The sequence below is a fragment of the Pseudoalteromonas sp. A22 genome (genome assembly GCF_018141345.1).
Taxonomy (GTDB): domain Bacteria; phylum Pseudomonadota; class Gammaproteobacteria; order Enterobacterales; family Alteromonadaceae; genus Pseudoalteromonas; species Pseudoalteromonas maricaloris.
Genome location: NZ_CP047238.1, coordinates 2,708,060 through 2,731,488 on the forward strand (window position 1 = coordinate 2,708,060; position 23,429 = coordinate 2,731,488).

Annotated in this window: 18 protein-coding genes; 8 read left to right on the forward strand and 10 right to left on the reverse strand. The window is 43.9% G+C overall.

Annotation, left to right across the window (positions count from 1 at the left end):
* Positions 1–16 precede the first annotated feature (16 nt).
* Positions 17–1,774: a winged helix-turn-helix domain-containing protein gene (locus GSF04_RS17010; protein WP_211857998.1), complete on the reverse strand. Its 1,758-nt coding sequence runs from the start codon at positions 1,772–1,774 to the stop codon at positions 17–19.
* A 145-nt stretch (positions 1,775–1,919) separates the two neighbouring features.
* Here GSF04_RS17010 and GSF04_RS17015 point away from each other — a divergent pair, with 145 nt between their 5' ends.
* From GSF04_RS17015 to GSF04_RS17025, 3 genes are all read left to right on the forward strand, one after another.
* Positions 1,920–3,419, forward strand: coding sequence for an amidohydrolase family protein (locus tag GSF04_RS17015; RefSeq protein WP_211857999.1), 1,500 nt, complete (start codon positions 1,920–1,922; stop codon positions 3,417–3,419).
* Between the two features lie 198 nt (positions 3,420–3,617).
* A complete protein-coding gene (gene dsbB / locus GSF04_RS17020; protein WP_017216139.1) occupies positions 3,618–4,127 on the forward strand; it encodes a disulfide bond formation protein DsbB in 510 nt (169 codons plus the stop codon).
* Positions 4,128–4,139: 12 nt separating this feature from the next.
* Positions 4,140–4,445, forward strand: coding sequence for a hypothetical protein (locus GSF04_RS17025; protein WP_017216140.1), 306 nt, complete (start codon positions 4,140–4,142; stop codon positions 4,443–4,445).
* A gap of 51 nt (positions 4,446–4,496) precedes the next feature.
* On the opposite strand, the gene GSF04_RS17030 is transcribed toward GSF04_RS17025, so the two are convergent.
* Positions 4,497–4,805: a helix-hairpin-helix domain-containing protein gene (locus GSF04_RS17030; RefSeq protein ID WP_010371108.1), complete on the reverse strand. Its 309-nt coding sequence runs from the start codon at positions 4,803–4,805 to the stop codon at positions 4,497–4,499.
* 270 nt (positions 4,806–5,075) lie between these two features.
* Here GSF04_RS17030 and GSF04_RS17035 point away from each other — a divergent pair, with 270 nt between their 5' ends.
* Positions 5,076–5,390, forward strand: a complete 315-nt coding sequence (locus GSF04_RS17035; RefSeq protein WP_010606713.1) for a YebG family protein — start codon at positions 5,076–5,078, stop codon at positions 5,388–5,390.
* Between the two features lie 94 nt (positions 5,391–5,484).
* Here GSF04_RS17035 and GSF04_RS17040 read toward each other — a convergent pair whose 3' ends face one another.
* From GSF04_RS17040 to GSF04_RS17055, 4 genes are all read right to left on the reverse strand, one after another.
* Complete coding sequence (locus GSF04_RS17040) at positions 5,485–6,675, reverse strand: amino acid aminotransferase (RefSeq protein WP_211858000.1); 1,191 nt, start codon at positions 6,673–6,675, stop codon at positions 5,485–5,487.
* 180 nt (positions 6,676–6,855) lie between these two features.
* Positions 6,856–7,521, reverse strand: coding sequence for a GAF domain-containing protein (locus tag GSF04_RS17045; protein WP_211858001.1), 666 nt, complete (start codon positions 7,519–7,521; stop codon positions 6,856–6,858).
* Positions 7,522–7,649: 128 nt separating this feature from the next.
* The gene (locus GSF04_RS17050; RefSeq protein WP_211858003.1) at positions 7,650–9,308 is read right to left on the reverse strand and encodes a fused response regulator/phosphatase; all 1,659 of its coding nucleotides are present in this window, start codon (positions 9,306–9,308) and stop codon (positions 7,650–7,652) included.
* A 21-nt stretch (positions 9,309–9,329) separates the two neighbouring features.
* Positions 9,330–9,635 (reverse strand): STAS domain-containing protein, encoded by a 306-nt coding sequence (locus GSF04_RS17055; protein WP_010371095.1) that lies wholly within the window; start codon positions 9,633–9,635, stop codon positions 9,330–9,332.
* A 143-nt stretch (positions 9,636–9,778) separates the two neighbouring features.
* Between GSF04_RS17055 and GSF04_RS17060 the strand changes: the two genes are divergently transcribed.
* Positions 9,779–10,108 carry a translation initiation factor gene (locus GSF04_RS17060; protein ID WP_039497034.1) on the forward strand — a complete coding sequence of 110 codons (330 nt, stop codon included), beginning with the start codon at positions 9,779–9,781 and terminating at the stop codon, positions 10,106–10,108.
* 40 nt (positions 10,109–10,148) lie between these two features.
* Here GSF04_RS17060 and GSF04_RS17065 read toward each other — a convergent pair whose 3' ends face one another.
* Positions 10,149–13,112: an EAL domain-containing protein gene (locus GSF04_RS17065; protein ID WP_017216144.1), complete on the reverse strand. Its 2,964-nt coding sequence runs from the start codon at positions 13,110–13,112 to the stop codon at positions 10,149–10,151.
* Between the two features lie 371 nt (positions 13,113–13,483).
* Between GSF04_RS17065 and pheA the strand changes: the two genes are divergently transcribed.
* A complete protein-coding gene (gene pheA / locus GSF04_RS17070; RefSeq protein WP_211858005.1) occupies positions 13,484–14,638 on the forward strand; it encodes a prephenate dehydratase in 1,155 nt (384 codons plus the stop codon).
* Positions 14,639–14,732: 94 nt separating this feature from the next.
* On the opposite strand, the gene GSF04_RS17075 is transcribed toward pheA, so the two are convergent.
* Together GSF04_RS17075 and GSF04_RS17080 are read right to left on the reverse strand one after the other, a co-directional pair.
* Positions 14,733–17,573 (reverse strand): discoidin domain-containing protein, encoded by a 2,841-nt coding sequence (locus tag GSF04_RS17075; protein WP_211858007.1) that lies wholly within the window; start codon positions 17,571–17,573, stop codon positions 14,733–14,735.
* Positions 17,574–17,717: 144 nt separating this feature from the next.
* Positions 17,718–20,702, reverse strand: coding sequence for a TonB-dependent receptor (locus tag GSF04_RS17080; protein WP_211858009.1), 2,985 nt, complete (start codon positions 20,700–20,702; stop codon positions 17,718–17,720).
* Between the two features lie 384 nt (positions 20,703–21,086).
* On the opposite strand from GSF04_RS17080, the gene GSF04_RS17085 reads away from it, so the two are divergent.
* Both GSF04_RS17085 and GSF04_RS17090 read left to right on the forward strand, forming a co-directional pair.
* Complete coding sequence (locus GSF04_RS17085; protein ID WP_211858011.1) at positions 21,087–21,833, forward strand: copper homeostasis protein CutC; 747 nt, start codon at positions 21,087–21,089, stop codon at positions 21,831–21,833.
* The gene (locus tag GSF04_RS17090) at positions 21,830–22,690 is read left to right on the forward strand and encodes a BadF/BadG/BcrA/BcrD ATPase family protein (protein ID WP_211858013.1); all 861 of its coding nucleotides are present in this window, start codon (positions 21,830–21,832) and stop codon (positions 22,688–22,690) included. The genes GSF04_RS17085 and GSF04_RS17090 overlap by 4 nt, the downstream gene beginning before the upstream one ends.
* Here GSF04_RS17090 and GSF04_RS17095 read toward each other — a convergent pair.
* A complete protein-coding gene (locus GSF04_RS17095) occupies positions 22,670–23,404 on the reverse strand; it encodes an AraC family transcriptional regulator (RefSeq protein WP_010606702.1) in 735 nt (244 codons plus the stop codon). The two genes, GSF04_RS17090 and GSF04_RS17095, sit on opposite strands and share 21 nt — an antisense overlap.
* Between the last annotated feature and the right edge of the window lie 25 nt (positions 23,405–23,429).

Below are 23,429 nucleotides of genomic sequence, written 5' to 3' on the forward strand. Positions count from 1 at the left end.
TGAGTAACCAAACGTATTAGAGCTCGTTCTGTCTGCTTTCAAGCTTATTCAGCCATGCTTGTTTAAATTCGTGGTCTGATGTCAAAGCGAGATAAAGATCCGTAGCAAAAAAACTATCATTGTAGTCGGGTAACCAGCCAGTATTGAGCAGCTGTGCCAGTGCTTGTTGTGTTTCTGCTTCTTCATTGTTAAGTGCGAACCAGTAAGGTGATAAAGCTGCATCTAGCTGATTTCCTTGATTAAGGTATTGTGCCAACAACTGTGTTACTCGCTTGAGCTTGCTTTGTTCACCTGTACGTTTCAGCATCAGTGCATAAGTAAGGTATTGCCCTACATTGCCTGCCTCTGGCAATTTAAGCGCCGCGATATCAGCAAAATGCTGTTCAAAAAGTGTTAGCGCGGGTTGTACTTTCTGCCGTGCAAGTAAAGCCAGAATATAAGGCATCACATAATGATTACCCTTTGAGTCTAGCTCGTATCGCTGCTTTAAGAGTCCTTCAGCCTTTTCTACATCACCTTGTCGCCATGCGATCCCGGCTTCAACATAGAGTCTAAATGCTGTAGAAATTGAACCTAAATTGGCGGCTTGCTGATATTGCTTCCCAGCTTCTTCTGCTCGCCCTAAACTCAATAACACTAATATGTGGCTCAATTGCTGCGCGGGGTACAATTTACTATGACTGATGTGATTGTTTTGGTACCACAGCAAATATTGGCTTGCCCTATTCTGGTTAAGCGGATAAAAGTCTAGCGCATAGAGCGGATTGTTTTTAGTGTGGGGAGCAACGGCAACGCTACGATCAAAATATTTTCGAGCGAGCACTAACTCTCTAAAATTCAAATAGGCATAGGCTAATCCTCGGATAATAACCGCATCGTTTGGTGCTAACTGATACGCTTGTTTATGCGCAGCAATTGCATCGGGTATTTTGTGTTGGTCCCGAAGAAATCGACCATACCAATGCCATAGGCGAGCATGCTTGGTTGAGAGCTCAAATCCGCGCTTAAAATAATCCTGTGCTTGCTCAATTTCACTCTCCATCACCGCAAAGCGTGCTAGAGAGGTTATCACTTCAATATTTGTATCATCTAAGATCCGTGCCTTTTCTAACAATGGCCGACACAAAGCAAGCGATTCATACTCTGACACCGCGCCATATACACTTAGCCCCATAAAGACATTGCACAAGCCACTGAGTGCCTCGACATTATCACTTTGTTTAGATAACACTTGTTGATAAATCGTTTTCGCTCGCGCTAACTCTTCCACTGCTGTACTTTGGGATAGGTGTGTGGCAAGAGTGATCTCATCAAAATATGGGTTGTTTTGTGTCTTGTGCTTTTGATCAGTTTGAATATAAAAAGCAAAAAAAGCGATTAGAGCGAGCAACGTAATGGTGACACCAAGCAGCCAAATTCGCTTTTTGCTCACTGGCATCACAGCCACTTTATGCTCTCTAAGCGCAATGTTTGGATGAATGCGGTAGCCTTGAGCTGATATTCTTTCTATATATTCTTCGTATTGCGGATCTGTGTTTAAAATCTTTCTTAACTGCGCAACAGCTTGATAGACCGAATTGTCAGACACCACCTTCGGGTGCCAAACTAACTCGACGAGGGTATCAATACTCAGAGGCTCAGGTTTCGCATCGATCAGCACCAACAGTAATTTCATCACTTTTGGGGTGACGGTATATTCACGGCCAGCCGGATACTCCACAATCTGGTTCAATCTAGGCACAACAAGCCAATTTCCCAAAAGCAAATTTTTCAACCCAAGAACACCTTATATTATTGATTATTATAGTTTTAATTAAATTAAGAAAAATTTCAGAGTTAATTTATATGAAAATTAAAACACAAAGTATCTCGCCAGTTATGCTCGAAGGCATCTAATACGACACTAACTGGTTTTCATTATGAAAAAACAAACATTAATATTTGCGGCCTGTTGCGCCCTGTCTTCTCATGCATTATTTGCAGCAGTGGACCTTCGTATCGACAATGCTACCATTTTAAATCCTATTGATAAGCACCAAGTCAATATCATTTCCAATCATTGGCTCACCATCCAAGACGGCAAAATTATACAAGTCTCTGACTCAAGTCAAAAACCGGATGCAGCAAAGGTTATTGATGCTCATGGTCAATACCTCATACCAGGGTTAACCGATAGCCATGTCCACCTAAAAACAATGCCGGGATTGCTTAACACTTCTCCTAGAGCTCGCCAAATGCAGGCAGCATTTTTACAACGGCAAGGCGCTAATTATCTTTACTATGGCGTCACGCAAGTTATTGACCCGTCAAACACTGCAACCGGCATGACCGAATTTACAGCAAATGGCCCCGCACCCGATGCCTACTTTTGTGGCGCAATGCCAGTTTACCAAGGGTACAACGCAGAAGGCCTTAGTTACTCAAAGCTACATCAACATAAACCCTACTTTGCTGCGCAACACAGCGATCCTGCTCATGAGCTAACGCCATCTCAAGCACATGCTCACCAAGGAGATCAACCCTTAACGCGAATGAAATCTGACGGTGCAACTTGTGCCAAACTGTACTTTGAAGATGGCTTCGGAGAAAACAGTGCTATACCGCTTATTAACCAAGAAACTGCCAAACAATTAGTCGAGTCCGCAAACTCATTGAAGTTACCCGTAATGGCACATGCGAATGCCATTGATATGCAACAACTTGCTGTAGATGCCAATATCAACGTTATGGCGCATGGACTTTGGAACTGGTTAGCGCCAAATACAGCCCCTAGCGAAAGCGAACTGCCAACCAATGTAAAAGCTGTGCTGGATACCATCATCGAAAAAGACATCGCCTATCAAGCCACATTAAATGTGATGAATGCTCTGGCGAAAGTGACTGACAACACCTTCACCTTTTCGTCTGAATATCGTACCGTATTACCTCCATCTCAAATTGCTTGGTATCAAAGTGAACCTGGTCGCTGGTTTTCTCGAGAAATGGGTCAAGGCTGGGGTGAAGTAAGTAATCAACAAAAGGTCGCTAAACTTGAGCAAGTTTTCTCTCAAGGGCAACGAGCACTAAATTATCTATATAAAAATGGCGCAACCTTGCTGCTTGGCTCAGATACGCCACCCGCACCAACTTATGTCTCGCAACCTGGCTTATCGACTTATCAAGAATTAACGATGATGGATCAAGCCGGAGTAGGCCTCGTTAGCTTGCTATCTGCTGCTACCATTAATAATGCGAAAGCATTTGCAATAGACAACCAGTACGGCAGTATCGCTGCTGGGAAAGTGGCAAATCTATTACTTTTAAATAGTAACCCTTTGCAGTCAGTCGCGGCTTATAACGATATTGAATATGTTATCTTACATGGCTCAGCCATTGAGCGTGCTACTTTTCATATCGATGCCCTCGAGAAAAGTGAATGAGTAAATACGTCAGAATAGAAATACTGATAATGTCGGTCTCACCTCTATTGACTTAATCAAGTGGTCTATTTTGATATTTTCGAACTTCTGCAGGTAACAAGAGTCGAAAAATCGTCGCAAAGATAGCACACACTGCGAAGTAAGGTTGCTCTAACGCGGCCAGATAAAGCATAATAAAACAAAAAGGGTTTCTCTATAATGAAGATTTCATCTTTTCATCTCTCTAGGCAATCTTGGGGATTGCTAGCACTATCCGCTGCTATTTTTGAAGCCGTTGCACTGTATTTCCAATACGGTATGGGTTTAGAGCCCTGTATTATGTGCATCTATCAGCGTTTTGCTATGTTGGGGTTATTAGCAGCTGGTTTAATCGGTATGATTTCTCCTCGCTCTTTCGCACTGCGTAGTCTGGCATTTGTTTCGTGGGGCGTAGGCAGCATTTGGGGTTATTTTATCGCCCGTGAACATATCAGCATGCAAACCACAACGGATCCATTTGCTTTTACCTGTGACTTTGTACCAAACTTTCCTGCGTTTATGCCGCTTCATGAATGGCTACCAAGCTTTTTTGCTGCGACGGGTGACTGCGGCAACATAGATTGGTCTTTTGCAGGATTATCTATGCCTGGATGGATGGAAATTATCTTTGCATTTTATAGCGTTGCATTTATTCTTTTCTTATTTTTCCACGTTACCAAAAGAAGTTGAGATATCACATTCATGCATTTTAGGTTAAGCCAAATTGAGCAACTGAGAGCGTTTAAATTACGTGACAAGCAGATGATTTTGCGTCTTGCACTTAGCCACCTTGATGCAAAAACAAAGGTTGTGTTAAGAATAGCCAAGTTGCTACTGCTCACACCGTTTTTTGCCTCATTGGTCGTATTTGAAGGCTGGTTGTTATTACCTGTCTTATTGGTAGCAGGATTAATTTATCCGCTACTGACCACACCACTGGAAATACAGTTTGGCAAACCCAAGTTAGCTCAGGCAATCGCTGAGTTTAACGCCTCGAATAAGCCCTGATCTTCAATCTACCTGTGTGCGAGCAACTAAGCTCGCACACAATAACTACGACTAGACTCTAATTTTCCCCTCCAGTTTTGCCAATATTCCTTTCCCAATTCCTTTTACTTCCAGCAACTCCGTTGTTGTTTTAAAGCGCCCCATTTTCTTACGGTACTCTACGATGGCTTCAGCTTTACGAATACCAATCCCTGGTAAACTTGAAAGCGCCGAAGCGTCAGCGGAATTAATATCGAGTACAGCACTTTGCTGCTGTGTTTGAGAGACTGACTTTGCTTGCTCCGCAGGTTTTGCGAGCACGCTTGAACAGCTTAAACCTAACGCCAATAAAATAGAAAGTATGGTGGGTTTATTGAACATATATACACTCCTTGTGCGTAAAAAGTATCCAAAGCTTACTGCATTCACCTCGGTGAGTGATTGCAGAAGCTTTTTAAATAAAGATTGGAACATTGACTTTGTCAAAAAACATTCATTCTTTCAAAAATCCAAATAAACATTAAACTTTTGTTTTTAATGAATTTAATTAATTCTGCTTCACTCAACAGCACTTGAAAAATTTTCAAAATAACTTGCTTAATCCCTCGATTCGATTTACTGTATAAAAAAACAGTGACTAGGGGAATAACCATGGCCGTTATCATCAAATATGTTGTTGAAAGAAATGGAGTCGAGCGTATGACTTTCACGTCTAAAAAAGAAGCTGATGCTTATGATAAGATGCTAGATGTAGCTGAAGCATTGGAAGACATGCTAACGAAAGTTGACGTGCCGCTGAGTGAACAACAAGTTGAATCCCTAGCGCTTGAAATTGCAAAACAAAAAGATGACTTTGTGTCTGTGTTAAAAGGTGGCAAAGTAGCACCAAAAGCCAATACCAAAAACAAATCTGAAAACGAAAAAGCGTCAGATCCAGATAAAGTGACCAAAATTAAGCAAGCCTAAATGATAATAACCACTTACTTCAGTGGGTGGTTTAGGCTGAAAATAAAAAACCGCATGTTCTGCGGTTTTTTATTTTGTGCTGTGTAGCGTGGTATTATTTAATCACGCTTGCCACTGCATCAGCAAAGTAGTCAATATTGTCTTTGCTTACGCCAGCTACGTTAACACGGCTAGAGCCTACCATATAGATAGCATATTCAGTGCGTAGTCTGTCAATTTGCTCTTTATTAATACCTAAGAAAGAGAACATACCGTGCTGACGGTCGATGAACGAGAAGTCTTGCTCAACACCTTTTTCAGCTAGGCTTTCTTTGATTAACGTACGTAGACCATTGATACGACCGCGCATTTCGTCAAGTTCGTCGTACCACATTTGCGTAAGTTCAGTACTGCTTAGAATGGTATTTACAATATCAGCACCGTGTGCTGGTGGCATTGAATAGATACTACGAACAACGCTAAGTAATACTGAGTTTGAAACATCAGCAGTTGCACTGTCTTTTGCAATGATTGAACACGCACCGATACGCTCGCGGTATAAACCAAAGTTTTTAGAGCAAGATGAACAGATGATCATTTCATCAACTGTATCCGCAACCGTTCTAAGGCCTTGTGCATCTTCTTCAAGGCTGGTACCAAAACCTTGGTATGCAATATCAATTAATGGCGTAAAGCCTTGCTCTTTCGCAAGTTCAGCAACCACTTTCCATTGCGCTTGATTTAAGTCCATACCACTTGGGTTATGACAACATGCATGAAGTAGTACTACATCACCTTTAGGTACTTGCTTCAGCGCATTGATCATCTCATCAAACAACAACCCTTTGTTTTCGTAGTCGTAGTAAGGATACTCTTTAACTGTTAGACCAGCTGCTTCAAATAGGCTGATGTGGTTTGCCCAAGTTGGAGTCGTAACCCAAACAGTTGCATTAGTGTTGCAACGTTTAATAAATTCTGCTGCAACACGTAATGCGCCAGTACCACCAGGTGCTTGCGCCGTACGTACGCGATTTGCCAATAATGTACTATGCTCTCCAAGTAACAGTGTTTCCATCTTTTGACAGAAGTCTAAGTTACCAGCCAAACCAATATAAGATTTTGTCGTTTCGTTTTCTAAACGAAACGCTTCCGCTTTTTTAACCGCTCTAAGTACCGGCGTGTTTCCCTGCTCGTCCTTATAAACACCTACACCAAGGTCAATTTTGTTTGGGTTAGTGTCCTGTTTATAAGCGGCCATCAGGCCTAAAATAGGATCTGTTGGAAGTGGTTTTAGCTCTGAGAACATGGCTTATCTCTTTTATTTTAATTAATGCAAACTCGAGCGGCTGACGCCCGATTCCAGTAGACTTGATGGTAACATAGAGACTTGCATCTCAGTTACCATATTTATCTAGAATTTTATTCATTTTTGTAAACTTGGCAGCACCACAAAGGCGTCAAGTTTACAGCCGGACTATTCCGATAATTATTCGGGTAAATAGTCAGGAATTCTCGTACATGCAGCTGCAAGCAATGCTAAAATTTCTTCGTTGAAAAATGACTCAGAAAACGCTTCTGCATCAATAATTCCAATACAATTTTGAGCATCATCGAATAATGGCATACAGGTTTCTGCTTTCACCTTTGGATCGCAAGTGTAGTACTCTCCTCCACTGGCGACATATTGAGGGATGTCATTAATCACTCGAGCTTTAGCACTCAATACCGTTTGGATATTATTTGAAGTAGCAGCAAAAGCCTCCGTTATTGGGAATAGCGGTCTACTCGGCGCGCCAGAGTACGCTAATTTGAGAAGTTGTTTCCCTTCATTTGTCGCTCTTGCTTGGTATATGCCAAACCAATCAACAGCTGTAAATTCAACTACCGCTGACACTATTGTTTGCAGCTTGGCAAGCGATTGCTCATTCACAATGTTCTTTTCAACGTAGTCACTCAATAAAAAAGGTGCTTCCTGAAGGTGACCAAACAAGCTACAAGCGCCTTCTTCCCCAAGCTCAGGGATCTGATATGACCACACAGCAGGGCTTGAATTTTTCTCAATATAAGCATCTAGTTTTTCTAATTGCAGCAAAAGCAACTCGCGGGAGATAGATAATCCGCTCAATGAAATATAATCTGACATTTTAGCCATCTAAACATCTAAAGTTAATGCAACTTTACCATGCTCTTTAAACCTTGCCAACACTAAAAAACAGGTACATAAAGCAATACCAGTAGACACTGAATCTAAAGCTGAGGTGACATACACTTGAGTGGAATTTAGACCGATTTAGAGGTGAGTGAATAAATCATTTCTACTTCATTTCCAGCACTGTTGTAGCTAACGCTTTGGGCAATCTCGTTAAGTAAGCTAACACCTCTTCCGTGGCTATGCTCTTGCTGCGCTTTATTGCGTTCGCTTGATTCAAAACCATTACCTGAATCACAAATGTTGAAGTATAACTTTAGCTCTTCAGGGCTGTAGCGCACAGAAATAATAATGAGCGCTTCTTTTAGCTCCTTCAAAACACTCTCTCGCAGACTATAGAACTCAAAAAAGCCATCTTCTTTGTTTTTAATCTCAGAATCTAACCCCAGCACACCGTGATCTAAAGAATTATTGTAGGCCTCTGAGAGTAGTAAGAAGATGTTAGAGCGATGTGCCGAAATACCGTCAACTTCACTAAGCAAATCCACCAGCTCAAGTACCGGATCTGTCGTTTTCATCTGCTTGGCATCTAAAGATAACGAAATATTAAACGGCAAACTTGAATAATGGTTAGGCGCAGAAACAATTGACTCGCTGGCAACGCAATTAATAATCGCGATGCTTAAGTCATCTTGTTGCTCCGTATTGCCAGAAAACTCGCGAACTTCAGAGATAATTTGATCCGTGGAAATATGCTGCCGGCTCGCCAGCAAGCGCTTTAACCGTCGTTCGCCATACATTTCCCCCCGCTCAGACTCAGACTCAATGATACCGTCTGTCGCCATTACGAGGCGTTGGTCGGGGCTAACTTCAAAATGCAGCAGGTTACGTTCAAACTCATCGACTTCTAGAATGCCAAGCGCCATATGTTGGCTCTCAATGGTTTTAATAAGGCTACCATTTTGGTCAATCAGATATAAATCTGGCAAACCACCAAGCCAAGCAGAAACACTTTTCCCTGAGCTGCTCAATTCAATGATAGCTGCTGCGCAAAACATGTGGCCGGGTAATAACTCATTAAGGGCGGTATTGAGCTCAACGGCTATATCACCAACCGCCATCCCCTTTTGCACCATAGTGTAGAAAATGCGCGATGCGGGAAGCGCGCCGACCGCAGCTGCTAAACCATGACCAGTAAAATCACCCAGTAAACAATAAAAGCCACCCATTGGGCTCTTGGCCATTAAAAACATATCGCCATTAAACATTGATGCGGGTGACAAGTGGTATTCACAAATCTCAGGATATTCAGATTGTTGTGCAAGCGCATTACTAAAGATGTGTTCAACAATCTCGTGCTCTCGCTCTATTTGGTTATAGTGATATTCCAGTTGTCGGCGTTGTTCGTTGCTTTGTTGGCTGAGCCTACGTGTCCTCGCATGCGCTTTGATCTTGGCTGATAAAATGACTTTATCAAACGGCTTATGAATAAAGTCATCACCTCCTACAGCGAGACACTTTTCAAAGCTACTTTGATCTTCAAGCGCAGTGATAAAGATGATGGGGAGATATACGTCGCCTGCATATTGCTTTATTTTGGGGGCAGTCTCAAAGCCATCCATTACGGGCATGACAACGTCTAGCAGCACGATGTCGATGTCCTGACTTTCAAGAATTTTTAATGCATCACGACCATTGTGCGCACAAAAAACGGTATAAAATTGTTGCTCAAGCATTGCCTTAAGCAGCTTACAGTTTAATACCTGATCGTCGACTACCAAGATATTCATGAGGGGCTAATCTATCGGCGATCAGTCAATATCAAACTTCTTATCAAAACGAGAGATCTGGAGGATTTTCTTAAGTTGTGGACGACAATTACTAATTTGAATGCTGGAAACTGAGCTTCCTAGTGTTTTTTTCATATTTAACAGCATACCCAAAGCGGAGCTGTCCATATAGTCGGTTTCACGCAGGTCAACAACAACCTTTTCGGTTTGATCATTCACCTCCGCATACGCCTGACGAAACGATTGCACCAAATTAAAGTCGAACTTGCCCCTAATTTGAATGGTTAATGTCTTACCGTCAGCAGAAGCGTTTTTACTCAAGCTCATCATTAAGCTCCTAAATTATTTTGATTTGTTTCCCCTCACCAATTTAAATATAACGCTTAAAAACCATTTAGCAAAAAATAAAAAACATCTAATCTGCTTTTTGCTATGATCTCTGCAAAGAACCCGCAAGAGGACCAGAATCAATGTCAGAATCAAGACTTGTGTACTCCACAGATGTAGGCCGTATTGACACCAAAGAGCCAAAGCAAGAAGTTCAAGGGAAAGTTTTTAAAGACGGCGCCGTTCGTATTGAAAGACAAACTAAAGGGCGCAAAGGCAAAGGCGTTATGCTTGTCGTTGGCATCGATAATGAACAGCATGATCTAAAGAAATTGGCAAAAACGCTTAAATCAAAAATGGGTCAAGGTGGTGCAGTTAAAGAAGGCGTTATTGAAATTCAAGGCGATGACAGAGAAAAGCTAAAGCAATTATTAGAAGGCCAAGGCTTCAAAGTGAAAATCGCAGGCGGTTAGGCACTTATTATTTTCAGCCCCATGCTTTGGGGCTGAGCCGCTATACCGCAGGGGCAAACCGCAAAATCTCTGCTTCACTCAACGGCGGGCTGTAGTAATAACCTTGTACAATATAGCAGTTATTTTTCGCCAAGAACGTCATCTGAGCCTCAGTTTCCACCCCTTCAGCAATAACCTGCAAATTTAATTTTTGCGCCATCGCAATGATAGCTGCGGTGATTTCCATATCATTCGGATCTTCAGGGATATCCTTCACAAAGGAGCGGTCGATTTTAAGTATATCAACTGGGAAACGCTTAATATAACTTAAAGACGAATAGCCTGTACCAAAGTCATCAATAGACAGTGAAACGCCAAGGGCTTTGATATCTCTAAGTTGTATGATTGCCGCTTCCACGTCTCCCATCAACATACTCTCGGTAAGTTCAAGGTGTAGTAGAGTCGGCTCCATTTCAGTTCTGTCAATAATATCTGACAGCGTACTGATCAATTGTGCGTCTTTAAACTGTCTCGCAGAAAGGTTGATGGACACGTTGGCAATCTTGCCCGCGGCTTTTAAACGACGAGAAAAATGGCATGCTTCTTCTAGCACCCATGCACCAAGCTCTACGATTAGGCCTGTCGCTTCAGCAATTGGAATAAACTTACTTGGCGGAATAGTTCCTTCGCTTGGGTGGAACCAGCGAATAAGTGCTTCATAGCCTACAACCTCTCCACTTTCACTGTTCACTTGTGGTTGATAATGCAAAGTAAATTGTTGCGCTTTAATTGCTATACGCAGCTCGTTTTCTATATATAGGCGCTCATTAGCGGCTTCGTCTAAATCTTGGCTATAGAAATGGTAAGTGTTCCGCCCTTTTGCTTTGGCCTGATACATTGCCAAATCTGCATGTTTAAGCAGCTGCTCCTCTTCTTTACTGTCAAACGGAGCCATCGTTATGCCAATACTTGCACTGACGATCACTTCGTTATTCCCCAGTTTTATTGGTTCTGCCAGTGTCTTTTGAATGATATTGGCAACTTCCATGGCATTTTCTCGCTCATTGATGCCACTGAGTAACACCGCAAACTCATCCCCACCCAATCTGGCAATGGTATCTTCTGCACGGAGCCGCTTTTTCAATCTCGTCGCGACTTCAAGCAATAAGCGGTCACCCGCGTCATGTCCCAAAGTATCATTGATGCGTTTAAACTCATCTAAGTCAAAGTAAAATAGAGCAAAGGCATAATGACCACGTTCGGCAAGCGCCATGGATTTACGTAACTGCATCCTGAAAAACGTTCGATTGGCGAGGCCAGTTAAGGTATCAAAGTAAGCCAATTCTTCCATTTTACGCTGGCTTTCTTTTACAAACGAAATATCTTGGGCTGAGGCGACATAACTTGAAATTGCACCGCCTTCTTCACGGATCGGTGACACACTCAAACTGACCCAAATAGGTGCCTCTCTGTTACCCGCCAACATGGTATCTCCGCGCCAATGATTGCGGCTGCGCAAGTCAATATCGATATCATCAATGAGAATTGCCATGTCTTTTGAAATAATACTCAAAAGCGGAGAGCCAATAAAATGCTGTTCATCATAGCCCGTCATTTCCTGCATTTTTGGATTGACGTACTCAATTTGAAAATGCTCATTGGTCAATACAACGCCAGTACCAGAGAAAGCCACAGCTTTTGACAAACGGTTTGCCGCCTTTTCAGCGATTTCCTTTTCTGTAATACGTTGATTTAGGCCATTTACAAGTTGTTTTATCTCAACACTCATGTCATTAAATGACGCGTTCAATTGACCTATTTCGTCATCTGTATGCGGCAAGGTTGGCGTATCCCACTGCCCTCGACCAAATCCCTTCACTGCTTTAACGAGCGCATTGATACGTTTGAGTACTAATTGATATAGAACCTGATGCAGTAATATCGCAACAAAAATGGCATACAAAATAAACAAACCGAAGAACTTAACTTTAAGCTCTTCAATGGCCGAGATAGCCGACGCCCGCTTTTTATAGATCCCAATGTACCAATCTAAATTGGCAATATGGGTCACGTGCATAATATGCCAGTTGTCTTTATATCTAAATTCATCTTGGATATTTGGCAGCTTAGTAATAAGTGCAGTTTGTACTATTTTACTCAAATCTTCCGGTAGCTTGTTGTGGTCCAATAGCTGCCCAGTCGCAGCGGTGGTTTTAAACAGGCCGGGAGCTGCCAATAATCGACCCTGTTTATCAAAAACGATGAAACCTTGCTGATGGTCAGATTTAGGTAGTTTTTCGAGTAAGGTGGTCAACTCTATATCGCTACCCGTTAACCCAAGGTATTTGTCATGTAAGTATAAAGGCACCAAAATACTGACCACCCATTTGTTCCAAACCCTATCAAAATACACGCCCGACCATACCGCTTCCCTCGTTGGGTTTTGTTCAGCATGTAAAACAGGCAAGTTATGAAGCTGATTATTTACCAGCCTAGGGTCTTTCGCTAATAGGGCATTAGGAGGCGCAACACGGACAAATCCGTCTTTTGTAGAGAGGTAAAAATTAAAGAAATCCTGTAACAGTGGGGGCGCAAGAATATTCCAAAGCAATTCAGATTCAGAAAATAACTTTTGCACTGACTGCAATTTTAAATCGCCAGTATACATAGCTGCAGAAAGGCCATTTTTGGCTGTACTCGCTAAGTTTTCGCCACGCTTGTCGACACTCGCTTGTGCGCCAGATAAATCTTGAACACCGTAAAGTAAGTGTTTGGAAACCACTGAATTGGCTTGTTCGGCCAAGTTGGCTTTAAGATCGAGGTAATTTGAGAACTGATTGTTCACCTGCGCACTAAAACGCTTAAGCTCATCATACTCTTCATAGATCAACTGCTTTTCTTCAGATTTTAGCATCAATGCTGCAGCAAAAACGCCCGCGATCAAACACACGGCCGAAATCAACATCGACAGCTTTACACTTAAAGAGCTTGCACCATATCTTGATGGGGGACGACGATTGCCCACAAGTTAACCTATTCTTTTATTTACAGTGGTGGTGTTGCCTGAATATACCAGAATATTTTTCGACTCGCCAATAAGTTACGTTTGATTAACGTACTTAACTCACTGAGATTGGGCACTTATCTACTAAATAACTTAGGTTTTTGCCAATACGTCCAAAGTAGTACTTGTTTTCTCGTTTAGTTCTATGCTAATAATGTATTCAGTTTCAAAGTAAGGTTTGAATAAATGAATTTCATCACACGCAACAGCAACACATATTTCTTTTTTAGCTTCTTTAGGTGAAGAGGCTTGACTGTTCGCGAGTGAAAAAGAATAGCTAAGCCTCCCAACTTCGGGAGGCTTTTTTTTTGGCTAAATGGGAGTGAGGACCTATGACACAAAATACATTAGATGCCCTTAGGCATGATATCAATGAGATAGATTCGGAATTACTGATTTTACTGGCAAAGCGACGTCGCATTAGTCATGGCGTGCTGGAATATAAGATTGCCAACAACAAACCTATCCGTGATGAAGCACGTGAGCAGGCACTGCTGGAGAAACTGATCCGATATGGTAAATCTCTGGGTCTTGATGCCTTTTATATAAACAGCGTTTTCCAAACTATCTTAGAAGACTCTGTATTAAACCAACAAGCCATGCTGCAAAAGAACTTAAACCCCGATGCAGTAGGTGATACACACCGCGTTGCCTACTTGGGTGGACAAGGCTCTTATAGCCAGCTTGCTTGTCATAAATACTTCAGCCGTCGTCCCGGTAAGCTTGTGGAAATGGGTTGCCAAAGCTTTGAGCAAATCACCGAGCAGGTAGAAAAAGGCCAGGCTGACTTTGGTATTTTACCTATTGAAAATACCAGTTCCGGCAGTATCAACGAGGTCTTTGATTTATTGCAACATGCGCAAGTATCTATTGTGGGCGAAGTAACGCATACCGTAGAGCATTGTCTCCTAGCTTTGCCAGACACAGAATTACAAGCGATCGACAAAATTTATGCGCACCCCCAACCTTTTGCCCAGTGCAGCCGTTTTATGCAAGGTCTTGGGGATATTCAGCATGAAACTTGCGACTCGACCTCTAGTGCATTAAAACAAGCAGCAGAACACCCAAACAGTGCCGCGATTGGCTCTGCACAAGCTGGTAAGAATATGGGTCTAGAAGTGGTGAAGTCTGGTCTTGCGAATCAGACCGAAAACCATAGCCGCTTTATTGTAGTAGCAAGAAAAGCACTTCAAGTGTCTACTCAAATCCCAACGAAAACCAGTTTAATTATGGCCACCAAACAGCAAGTAGGCTCACTTGCTGACGCGCTGATGGTATTTAAACAGCACAATATCAATATGGTTAAGTTAGAGTCACGCCCAGTACCTGGTAACCCTTGGGAAGAAGTCTTTTATGTAGATTTGCTTGCCAATATTGCAGACTCACAAGTCCAAGTAGCACTTGAAGAATTAAAAGATCATACCCAGTTTGTACGCTTACTGGGCTGCTACCAAAGCGAGTCTTTGCAAGCCGTAGATGTATTATAATAGATCATACTAAGTCACTCTCATTGAGAAAAATAAAAAGCCAGAGCGCAAGTTGCATTCTGGCTTTTTTTGGTTGAGATTTATTTAACTCAGATTATTCTCCGCTAAGGCCTAGGAGTTCGATTTCTGAGATCTGTACTAGGCCATCGTTATTCGCATTTTTGCTAATATTTAGACGATAACTGCGATAGGCAAAAGCATTGGAGAAAGTAAACGCTCTTCGTTGTAAGCGCTCATCCCAGCTCTCACCCACCCAAACCGCGACTTCTGTCCACGTATCACCGCCATCATTAGAACCCAGTAACTGGAAGTTTTCGGGATCGCGCTCTGGAGCATCATTCGCACTTGTGATTGCCAAACCACTCACAATCTGTGGCGCAGTAAAATCAGCTTGGATCCAAGATGGTGATTCCTCTGTTGGCGGGCCTTGCCACTCATTGTGATCTAGCCATTTTGTCTCGATATCATTATCAAACGCCTTTTGTTCACTTTCCGCATCTCCAATACGATTACGCGCGTTAAAGCTTGTTCCAGCCAAGTCAGACAAATCTTCAAGTGCATACTGAGGTCCAGCGAGTTCAATTTCAGCTATTTGCACTAATCCATCATTATTCGCATTTTTACTGATAGACAAGCGATAATGTGAGTAAGCCAAACCATTAGCAAACGCGAAGGCACGACGTTCAAAACGCGATTCAAACGATTCCCCTACCCAAGTATTTAATACTTGCCACACTTCCCCATCGTGAGATGCTAAGAGTTGGAAGTTTTCAGGGTCACGCTCCGGCGCATCATTGGCGCTGGTAATGTACAAAGTATTTACCGCTTGCGCTTGCGGCAAGCTAACTTGAACCCAAGCTGGATTTTCAACAGTGGGTGGCCCCTGCCAGTCGTTGTGATCGAGCCATTTAGTCTCAACATTTTTATCAAATGCTTGCGCTGCGCCCTCTGAATCACTAATGCTAAAACGCGCCGAGTAACTCGCACCTTGTACTTGTGCATGATCTAATCCAGAGATTTCTGGACCGATTAATTCAATCTCAGCAAGCTGCATCAAGCCATCATTATTTTTGTTCTTGGTTATCTCAAGACGATAGCTTTGGTATGGCAATTGATTCGCTACCACAAAGCTTTGGCGCTCCCCTCGCGCTTCAAAAGACTCACCAACCCAATTACTCAACTGCTGCCATGTAACCCCGTTATCGTTAGAGCCAAACAAAGCAAAGTTCTCAGGATCTCGCTCTGGTGCATCATTGGCGCTCGTTATCGCAAGCTGATTAACCGCCACAGCCTCATTAAAATCTACTTGGATCCATGAAGGCACTTCGACGGTAGGTGGGCCTTGCCAATCATTATGATCTAGCCACTTAGTGGTTGGGTCGTTATCAAATGCCTTATCTTGGTTTTCCTCCTCACCGATACTGTTGCTTGCCGTGACCGCAAACGTCTCAGTATCCGTATGGTCAACGCTCGGATAAACCGGCCCAACAAATTGAATTTCTCCAATTTGCAGTAAGCCATCGTTATTTTTGTTCTTTGTCACTGCAATTCGGTAGCTTGTATACTTTTGCGCATTGCCAAATACAAAGCCTTGACGTTCAAAGCGCGCTTCAAACGACGCCCCGACCACATTACCCAAATTAACCCAACTCGCGCCCTCATCGTTAGAAGCTAATAAAGAGAAGTTTTCAGGGTCTCGCTCTGGGGCATCATTAGCACTGGTAATGTAAACACCGCTAATTGCTTGTTGAGTGGGAAAATCCACCTGGATCCAAGATGGCGCTTCCTCAGTAGGTGGCCCCTGCCAATCATTGTGGTCAAGCCATTTAGTTTGTGGATCGCCATCAAACGCTTTGTCTGCACTCTCAGCATCACCAATAGCATTTCTTGCTGTGATAGCGGCACCTGATGTCACGACTTGCTGCATGGGTCCCGTGGATACCGGCTCATCAAATAATGGTAACGCTAAGTCCATAATACTATCGGCACTGAGGCCTAGCTGCGCAGTTAATGGGTGAGCTTGAAGCGCGTTGTAAATTGGCAATCGAAGCGCTTCAAGTGCAACTTCATCACCGCCAAGTGCGGCGCTAAGATTGCTAGCAGAGTTGCTTAAGACGCCCTGCAAAGAGCCTTGCTCGTCGAACTGTGCAAATGCAGCATTGAATAGAGAAAGCTTTTGCACACTTTCGGAAACATATGTCATCTCGCAACTTTGCTCACCAGTGTCAGAGGTTGTGCAAGTTTCCCCTAATTCAAAATTCGTTAATTGATCAGCGCTAACCACAGGTAACTCAAAAACATTGGTGTTCCCGGTTTGCCAGCCAAGGGCTCGAAGCAATAACGCAGACATCTCCACTTTTGCCAATGCCATTAATTCGGGAGTAGAGACATTACGCCCCTCAGCAATTTGCTGCTCCACCAGCATGGTTGCTAGTGTCGTCAAGGCGTTGATTTGTAAGGTCGCATCAGCACTGCCATCGGCATTTGAACCAAACGGTACGGCGACATGACTTAAGGTAGCCAAAGTCACACCAGCAATATACTCGCCACTTACCTGCTCCCCAATTCCTACAGAACCACAGCGACTGGCGTCGCAGCGCATCTGCGAGCCTTCGCTCGTTGTGGCGGTCACTTTAATGGTGGAATTAATGCCAAACCCGGCTTTACCCGTCAGTTCTATAAACAACTCCCCCGATTGACTGGTTGCCGAGTTCTCATCCATCATCATGCTAGAGCCATTGAGCGCCGTCACCGAAATGCGGGCTTGGCTCAACGCGCCTTTTATCACTGAACCTGATACTTCTGCCGTCGTCACAGCAGGGGTTACTGGCACTTCTTCAACTTTTGGGTCATCGCTCCCGCCGCCACATGCAGCCAATAAACTGCTAACGGCAATGAGCGGGATCGCATTTCTTATTTTATTTAACGTTTTCATATTTATCCCTTCTTACATATCAACCAACTCGTGTGACTAGGTTGATATAAACGCACCACAAGCAGGTGATAAGCCGTGATATTGTTTCTCGTTGTACTGACACGACTTCACCCTGTTTGCATTACTTTATGGTTATCGCCAAAGTTAAAATCGATAGGTGATCCCGGCATAGTAGCGCTGGCCGGTGTAGCTGCTGCTGCGCAATCTCGCTTTAGAATCTTCACCATAAAAGGTTCTCGGTTCTTCTTTGGTTAGGTTGATCACAGACGCGGTTAGGATCAGGTTTTCCATCAAGTTATAAGAAGCGTTCACATCAACTTGTTGGTATGGTTCCTGATATACCGTGAGCCCGTCCGCAAGCCCCAGAGCGGTTTCTCCTCGGCGGTTATATGACGCTCTGACACTAAAGGTGTCATTCTCGTAATAGGCGGAGAAGTTAAATTGATTATCGGCACTGCCAACAAGCGCAGACTCACCGACCTTTTCACCGTCTACGCTAATGTCTGCCTGATTGGTATCGTTTAGGGTGTAGTTAACGTTGAGACCAAAGCCATTATCGAATGCATGTTGTGCAAACAGCTCTACTCCCCGAGAAGTCGCGTTTGTACCATTGGCGGTGGTGGTAAACGGCGTGACGGTAATATCACCCGGCGGCACAATTTCAACACCGGTAAAAGGGTTATTAAAGCCCTCAAACGGCCTTACTGAGGTAATGATCAAGGGCACGATAAAGTTATCTACGTCTTTGTTGAATACCGCAATGCCAACCGCAGATCCTTCGCCATAATAATACTCCGCAGATAAATCCATCTGTACCGATTCAAATGGTTTTAGCGCTTTGTTACCACCTGAGCCGCGCCACCCTGGCTCCACAGGGTTACCTCTAAACTCTAGTCTATCGTCAGCCCATTCTTGAGAGATAAAGGTCAGCTGCTCTGGCGCCCCCATGTCGTTGAACGGAGCTCGAGACATCGTTTTGGCGATAGCACCACGTATAACAAGATTGTCGCTGGCATCCCAGACAATATTGAAGCTAGGCAAAAATTGCGAGTCGGTTACGGTACGCACGGTGGTGGCTTCAACGTCAATGAGACGTTCATCACCTAAAATATCCTCTTCGGTGACATCATCAATGTCATCTAAAAAGTAGTTAATTTTATCCGATGACATAATCTGCGTTTCAGTCTCGACATAGCGTACCCCGATGTTTCCTCTAAAATCTCCAAAAGAAAAATCGGCCTGTAGATAGGCGGCCATGATCTCTTCTTCTATGTCGAACACAAAATCAGGCTCACGGCGCGTGTGCTTAACATATTCACTGGTCACGATTTCACGGTATCGATCCCAATTGATCGTGGGCATCGCATTCACTTCAAAACCGCCAGGGATATTTTGTTCAGACGTTGCATTCAAAATATCCTCCAGTTTTGGCATACCCCCAATCCACTGATAAGACACCTCATCAATGGCGCCTTGACTAAATGGATCTAGCTCGCCACTGGCAATTCTGTCAGCCCCATCTTGAGTAATGAAGAAGGTGTTGTTGGTTTCGCGGTGTAGTGTTGCTTTACGATATTTAGCACCGACGCGCAGCGTATCAACGATGCCGTACCCGACGCGATAATCAAGGTCTAACTGAGCATAGTCCTCTTCTAAGTCACTGACGACAAAGCTTGAACCTGTCGAACCCGGATCGGGATCGCCAGCAATACCAGCCTGAAGGTTAGACAACAAAGCGGGATCAGCGTACAACGACACTCTGTCACCTAATCGCCACCCTGCAAATGAAGCGGCGTTTTCAACCTGCCCGGAATCGCTGCGACTCGCAGGTTGGCCGCTTTTATATGCCGCGCTCCAAGATTCTGAAGGGCCACCGCTGGCTTCAGTGTGACCAAATTTACCGCGCAAATCATATAAATCACCAGCATATTCAAAGGCAAAGTCGTAGGTATCCGAGGTATCTTTTTCTACCGTATAACTACCAATGATCCAGGGGAATTCAAGATTCCCTTCAGTGCCACCAGCGCCACTGGTAAAGTCCATGCCAGTCACAATCGTACCGGTTTCGTCTAGGGTAATACCGGTAAGATAATCTGGGTTGTATTTCCACTCTGGGATCCACATTTGTGACGTGGTGCGGTTTTGCCCAAGCTCAAAATGAAAATGATTGAATGTTAAAGATAAATCATCTATTGGACGCCATTGAATGGTGGCTTGTAACCCCTGACGTTCACGTTTTTCTTTGGTTACCCCAACACCTGCAACTTGCGGTGCCCAAACACCGTCATAGACGTTGCCATAAGCATCTTCTAACGCTGCAAATCGACGTGTACTATCGGCAATCACATTGCCCGCCGTGTCCGTTGCTGGCAAGTCTGAACTTGTTGCCCAACGCCAACCGCCACCGCCCGACATATCACCGCCTAAAGAGCGGTTGGTGCGGTCTTGTTTGGTATAACCAACTAGCAAGCCAAAGGTTTCTTCTTCGTTCTTCCAAGAATAAACGCCGCTAAAATTAGGCTCGTACTCTTCAGTCACATCAGCGTAGGTATATTCAACATTCAACGCCCCAGAATTTGCCTCCATATCCAGTGGTTTGCGGCTGTGAAGAATAACCGTGCCGCCAACCCCACCTTCATCTAAACGCGCCTCTGAAGACTTAAAGACTTCAACCGATTGCACCATGGTAGAAGGCAACAAAGAGTAACTAAAAGAGCGCGACGGCGAGCCCGGAGAAGAAGCGATAAAATTGCCGTTTAACTGCGTAAAAGTAAGATCAGAGGAAAGGCCACGAATACTGACGTTTTCCCCTTCCCCGCCACTACGAGAAATTACCACACCGGGTACGCGTTGCAGTGAATCCGCCACATTTTTATCGGGAAACTTGCCGATGTCTTCTGCTGTAATGGCATCCACAATCGCGTTTGATAAACGCTTAATCGCCAAGTTTTCGGCCATAGATGCGCGGATCCCACGCACCTCAATTGTTTCGATTTCCTGCGCTTCCTCTTTTTCGGTTTCTTCAGCCATTGCCCAGTTAGTAGCTGATAACATAGCGAGGACCAGTGCAGACTTGCTAAATTGCCGTGACCTTCCTGTCACATGGCGTCTGTTATTATTATTGGCCATTCCTATCTCCAAGTTTTTTATAATTTGTAAAGCCACGACGTCCCTTGCTGCTCCATGACGCATGACTTTGTGACGACCCTTTTTTGTTTCCCTATAGGGGTTAATGGTTTGTGAAACACTCGTTCAGAATAGGAGCGCTCTACAAAAAGTGATAATAGAATTTCGGTTTGCACTAAGACAAAATCGGCGTTTAGGTCAAAAAAAGATCCAATTTCAATTTCCTTGGTTTATAGTCTGATTAACATAAAAACTCATTATTAGTTTCTATATTAGGCAATTTAAAAACGTTCCAAACATGTGTAACCAAATGTTTTTATTGGACTAATTAAATATTCAAAACCAAGCATTTTAAACTTTAAAATTATTCAACTTCAAGAGTGAAATATGAATTCGGCAAACTATTCAGGTAAAAACTTGGAAATATGCCTCAGCAGCGATAATCCTCATTTGTTGCAGCGAAATGCACAAATTGCTTTTGCATCTGGGGCAACAAGGATAGAACTCTGTGGTGTACTGAGTTGCGGTGGCTTGACCCCAAACCCGACGGCGATAGCGGCAGTTGCCCAGTATTTACCAAGCTTTGGCGAATGTATTGTGATGTTACGCCAAGCACCGCATTTTTTTATTGATGACACCATGCTATATCAGTTACAAAAAGGGATAGATGGCATTGCTTGCACGGGCGCAACCGGTATTGCGCTTGGTTTTATCGACGATAACCAAGAGATAGCGACTGACCATTGTCGAGCACTCATTTCCACGGCAAAATCCTTAGGCCTTTCTGTCACCTTTCATCGCGCCTTTGACGCCGCTGCAAACTGGCAGCAGGCAGCCGAGACGCTGCTAGAGTTAGGCGTTGAGCGGGTCTTAAGCGCCGGCAATACATGGCAAAGTGGCAAAGGCGCAGCGTTTGGTACCAGTCAGCTTATTGCCTTACTGAAAAAACTCAATGCTGAAATCGAAGTTGTGATCGGTGGAGGGGTCAATACAAAAAACGCAGCGGATCTTTGGCTTTTAAGTGAATTTGGTCCACTCTCTTTACATACTCACTCTGGCGTGCATCATGGCGATGAAGTTTGCCCAAGGCTAGTTAATGCAATACTCACCGGATCAGAAAAGGCAATACAATGACAGCATCGAAGCTATTTTTAGGGATTGATGGTGGCGGGACGAAATGTAAAGTCCGCCTCGAGGATCAACATGGACAGCTCCTTGCTGAGGCCACCAGCGGCCCTGCAAACATAGCAACATCAATACATCAGGCCCAAGAGTCAATGTTGAGCGCAACAATGACAGCGCTGACAAACGCAAAAATCCCCCACCACGACATTGCCAACATCAGTGCTTTTGCAGGACTTGCCGGCGCGAACGTCACGACGGCTTGTGAGGCGATGCAGCAATGGCGTTCCCCTTTTGCCCGTTTTCAATTTTCAACCGATGCACACATTGCTTGCCTTGGTGCGCATCAACACGAAGATGGCGGTGTAATCATTCTTGGCACCGGATTTTGCGCGGGTCTGGTGACGCATGGACAATTTAGGGAGTTCGGTGGCCACGGATTATTACTCAGTGATGGTGCAAGTGGCAGTTGGATCGGTTTGAGTTTAGTGAAACATGCCATCGAGGTGCTTGATACACTGTCCCCTAGCAGTCTGATGATTGAATCATTTTTGGCTGCCATGAATTGCCACAGTACCGAACAGCTAGTCAAACTCACGCTAAACGCCACTCCCCAGTATTTTGCCCAGTTTGCTCAACATGTTTTTGCTACGCCAAACGATCCCTATGCTGAGCAAATCTTAAGTAGCGCGGCACGGTTTATTGAGCGTTATGTCCGTCATTTGCAGAGCTTAGGGGCACAGAAAGTCGCGCTAGTTGGGGGCATTGCTATGCCTATACGCCCATGGTTAGCTGCCGAGTACGCAAATGCGCTGGTGACACCAGCATTACCACCAGAAGTCGCAGCGTTAACGCTCGCTCGACGTTAACTCTTTACGTAATTGCGACGGGATTTCACCAAATAAACGACGAAACTGCTTGCTAAAATAACTTGGCTCTGAAAAGCCACACTGATAAGCGACTTGTGATACCGGTAAGCGTGTTTCGACCAGTAATTTACGGGCATTTTCCAATCTCACTTCGTTGATAAATTGATTGGGAGTTTTGGCTAAATGCTTTTTAAATCTACGCTCCAATGCGCTTACCGACAGGTGAGCAAGTTCCGCCAATTCTTCGATACAAATATGACGATGGTAATGTGCCCGAATAAATTCAACGGGCGCTTCAATGGCTCTTACGTGAGACAACGCCTTTGACGTTTTCGCTAGATGTCGCGTAACACCATAAGTGCCCATAATCGCATTTTCGCCATCAAGTAACACTTTTTTTGACGTGGAAAACCATGCCAATTCCCCATTTGCGGTTTGGTTGAGTTCTAATCTATCCGTCACGATAAAGCCTTCCATCACTCGTTTATCATCGTTAACGTATTGGAATGCCAAGTGTTGCGGTGAAAAGTCAAAATCGGTTTTCAGTAAGATTTGATCTAGGGTTTTATAGCCCTGATGTTCAACAAAGTGTTGGTTCGCATGCACTATTCTACTTTTTGTGTCTTTGACCCAAAAGAGGATGTCTGGGATCAGATCAAATGCTGCAATCAATTGATTTACGCCAGCTTTATTCAATATTGTTTGCTCTTCCATTGCCCTACTTACCGCCTTTTTATAA

Bases quoted from the DNA above. Each gene is read 5' to 3' on its own strand.
- GSF04_RS17075 (WP_211858007.1), bottom strand. From the start codon at position 17,573: ATGAAAACGTTAAATAAAATAAGAAATGCGATCCCGCTCATTGCCGTT.
- GSF04_RS17035 (WP_010606713.1), top strand. From the start codon at position 5,076: ATGGCCGTTATCATCAAATATGTTGTTGAAAGAAATGGAGTCGAGCGT.
- GSF04_RS17085 (WP_211858011.1), top strand. From the start codon at position 21,087: ATGAATTCGGCAAACTATTCAGGTAAAAACTTGGAAATATGCCTCAGC.
- GSF04_RS17040 (WP_211858000.1), bottom strand. From the start codon at position 6,675: ATGTTCTCAGAGCTAAAACCACTTCCAACAGATCCTATTTTAGGCCTG.
- GSF04_RS17030 (WP_010371108.1), bottom strand. From the start codon at position 4,805: ATGTTCAATAAACCCACCATACTTTCTATTTTATTGGCGTTAGGTTTA.
- pheA (WP_211858005.1), top strand. From the start codon at position 13,484: ATGACACAAAATACATTAGATGCCCTTAGGCATGATATCAATGAGATA.
- GSF04_RS17045 (WP_211858001.1), bottom strand. From the start codon at position 7,521: ATGGCTAAAATGTCAGATTATATTTCATTGAGCGGATTATCTATCTCC.
- GSF04_RS17060 (WP_039497034.1), top strand. From the start codon at position 9,779: ATGTCAGAATCAAGACTTGTGTACTCCACAGATGTAGGCCGTATTGAC.
- GSF04_RS17080 (WP_211858009.1), bottom strand. From the start codon at position 20,702: ATGGCCAATAATAATAACAGACGCCATGTGACAGGAAGGTCACGGCAA.
- dsbB (WP_017216139.1), top strand. From the start codon at position 3,618: ATGAAGATTTCATCTTTTCATCTCTCTAGGCAATCTTGGGGATTGCTA.
- GSF04_RS17015 (WP_211857999.1), top strand. From the start codon at position 1,920: ATGAAAAAACAAACATTAATATTTGCGGCCTGTTGCGCCCTGTCTTCT.
- GSF04_RS17095 (WP_010606702.1), bottom strand. From the start codon at position 23,404: ATGGAAGAGCAAACAATATTGAATAAAGCTGGCGTAAATCAATTGATT.
- GSF04_RS17025 (WP_017216140.1), top strand. From the start codon at position 4,140: ATGCATTTTAGGTTAAGCCAAATTGAGCAACTGAGAGCGTTTAAATTA.
- GSF04_RS17055 (WP_010371095.1), bottom strand. From the start codon at position 9,635: ATGAGCTTGAGTAAAAACGCTTCTGCTGACGGTAAGACATTAACCATT.
- GSF04_RS17050 (WP_211858003.1), bottom strand. From the start codon at position 9,308: ATGAATATCTTGGTAGTCGACGATCAGGTATTAAACTGTAAGCTGCTT.
- GSF04_RS17090 (WP_211858013.1), top strand. From the start codon at position 21,830: ATGACAGCATCGAAGCTATTTTTAGGGATTGATGGTGGCGGGACGAAA.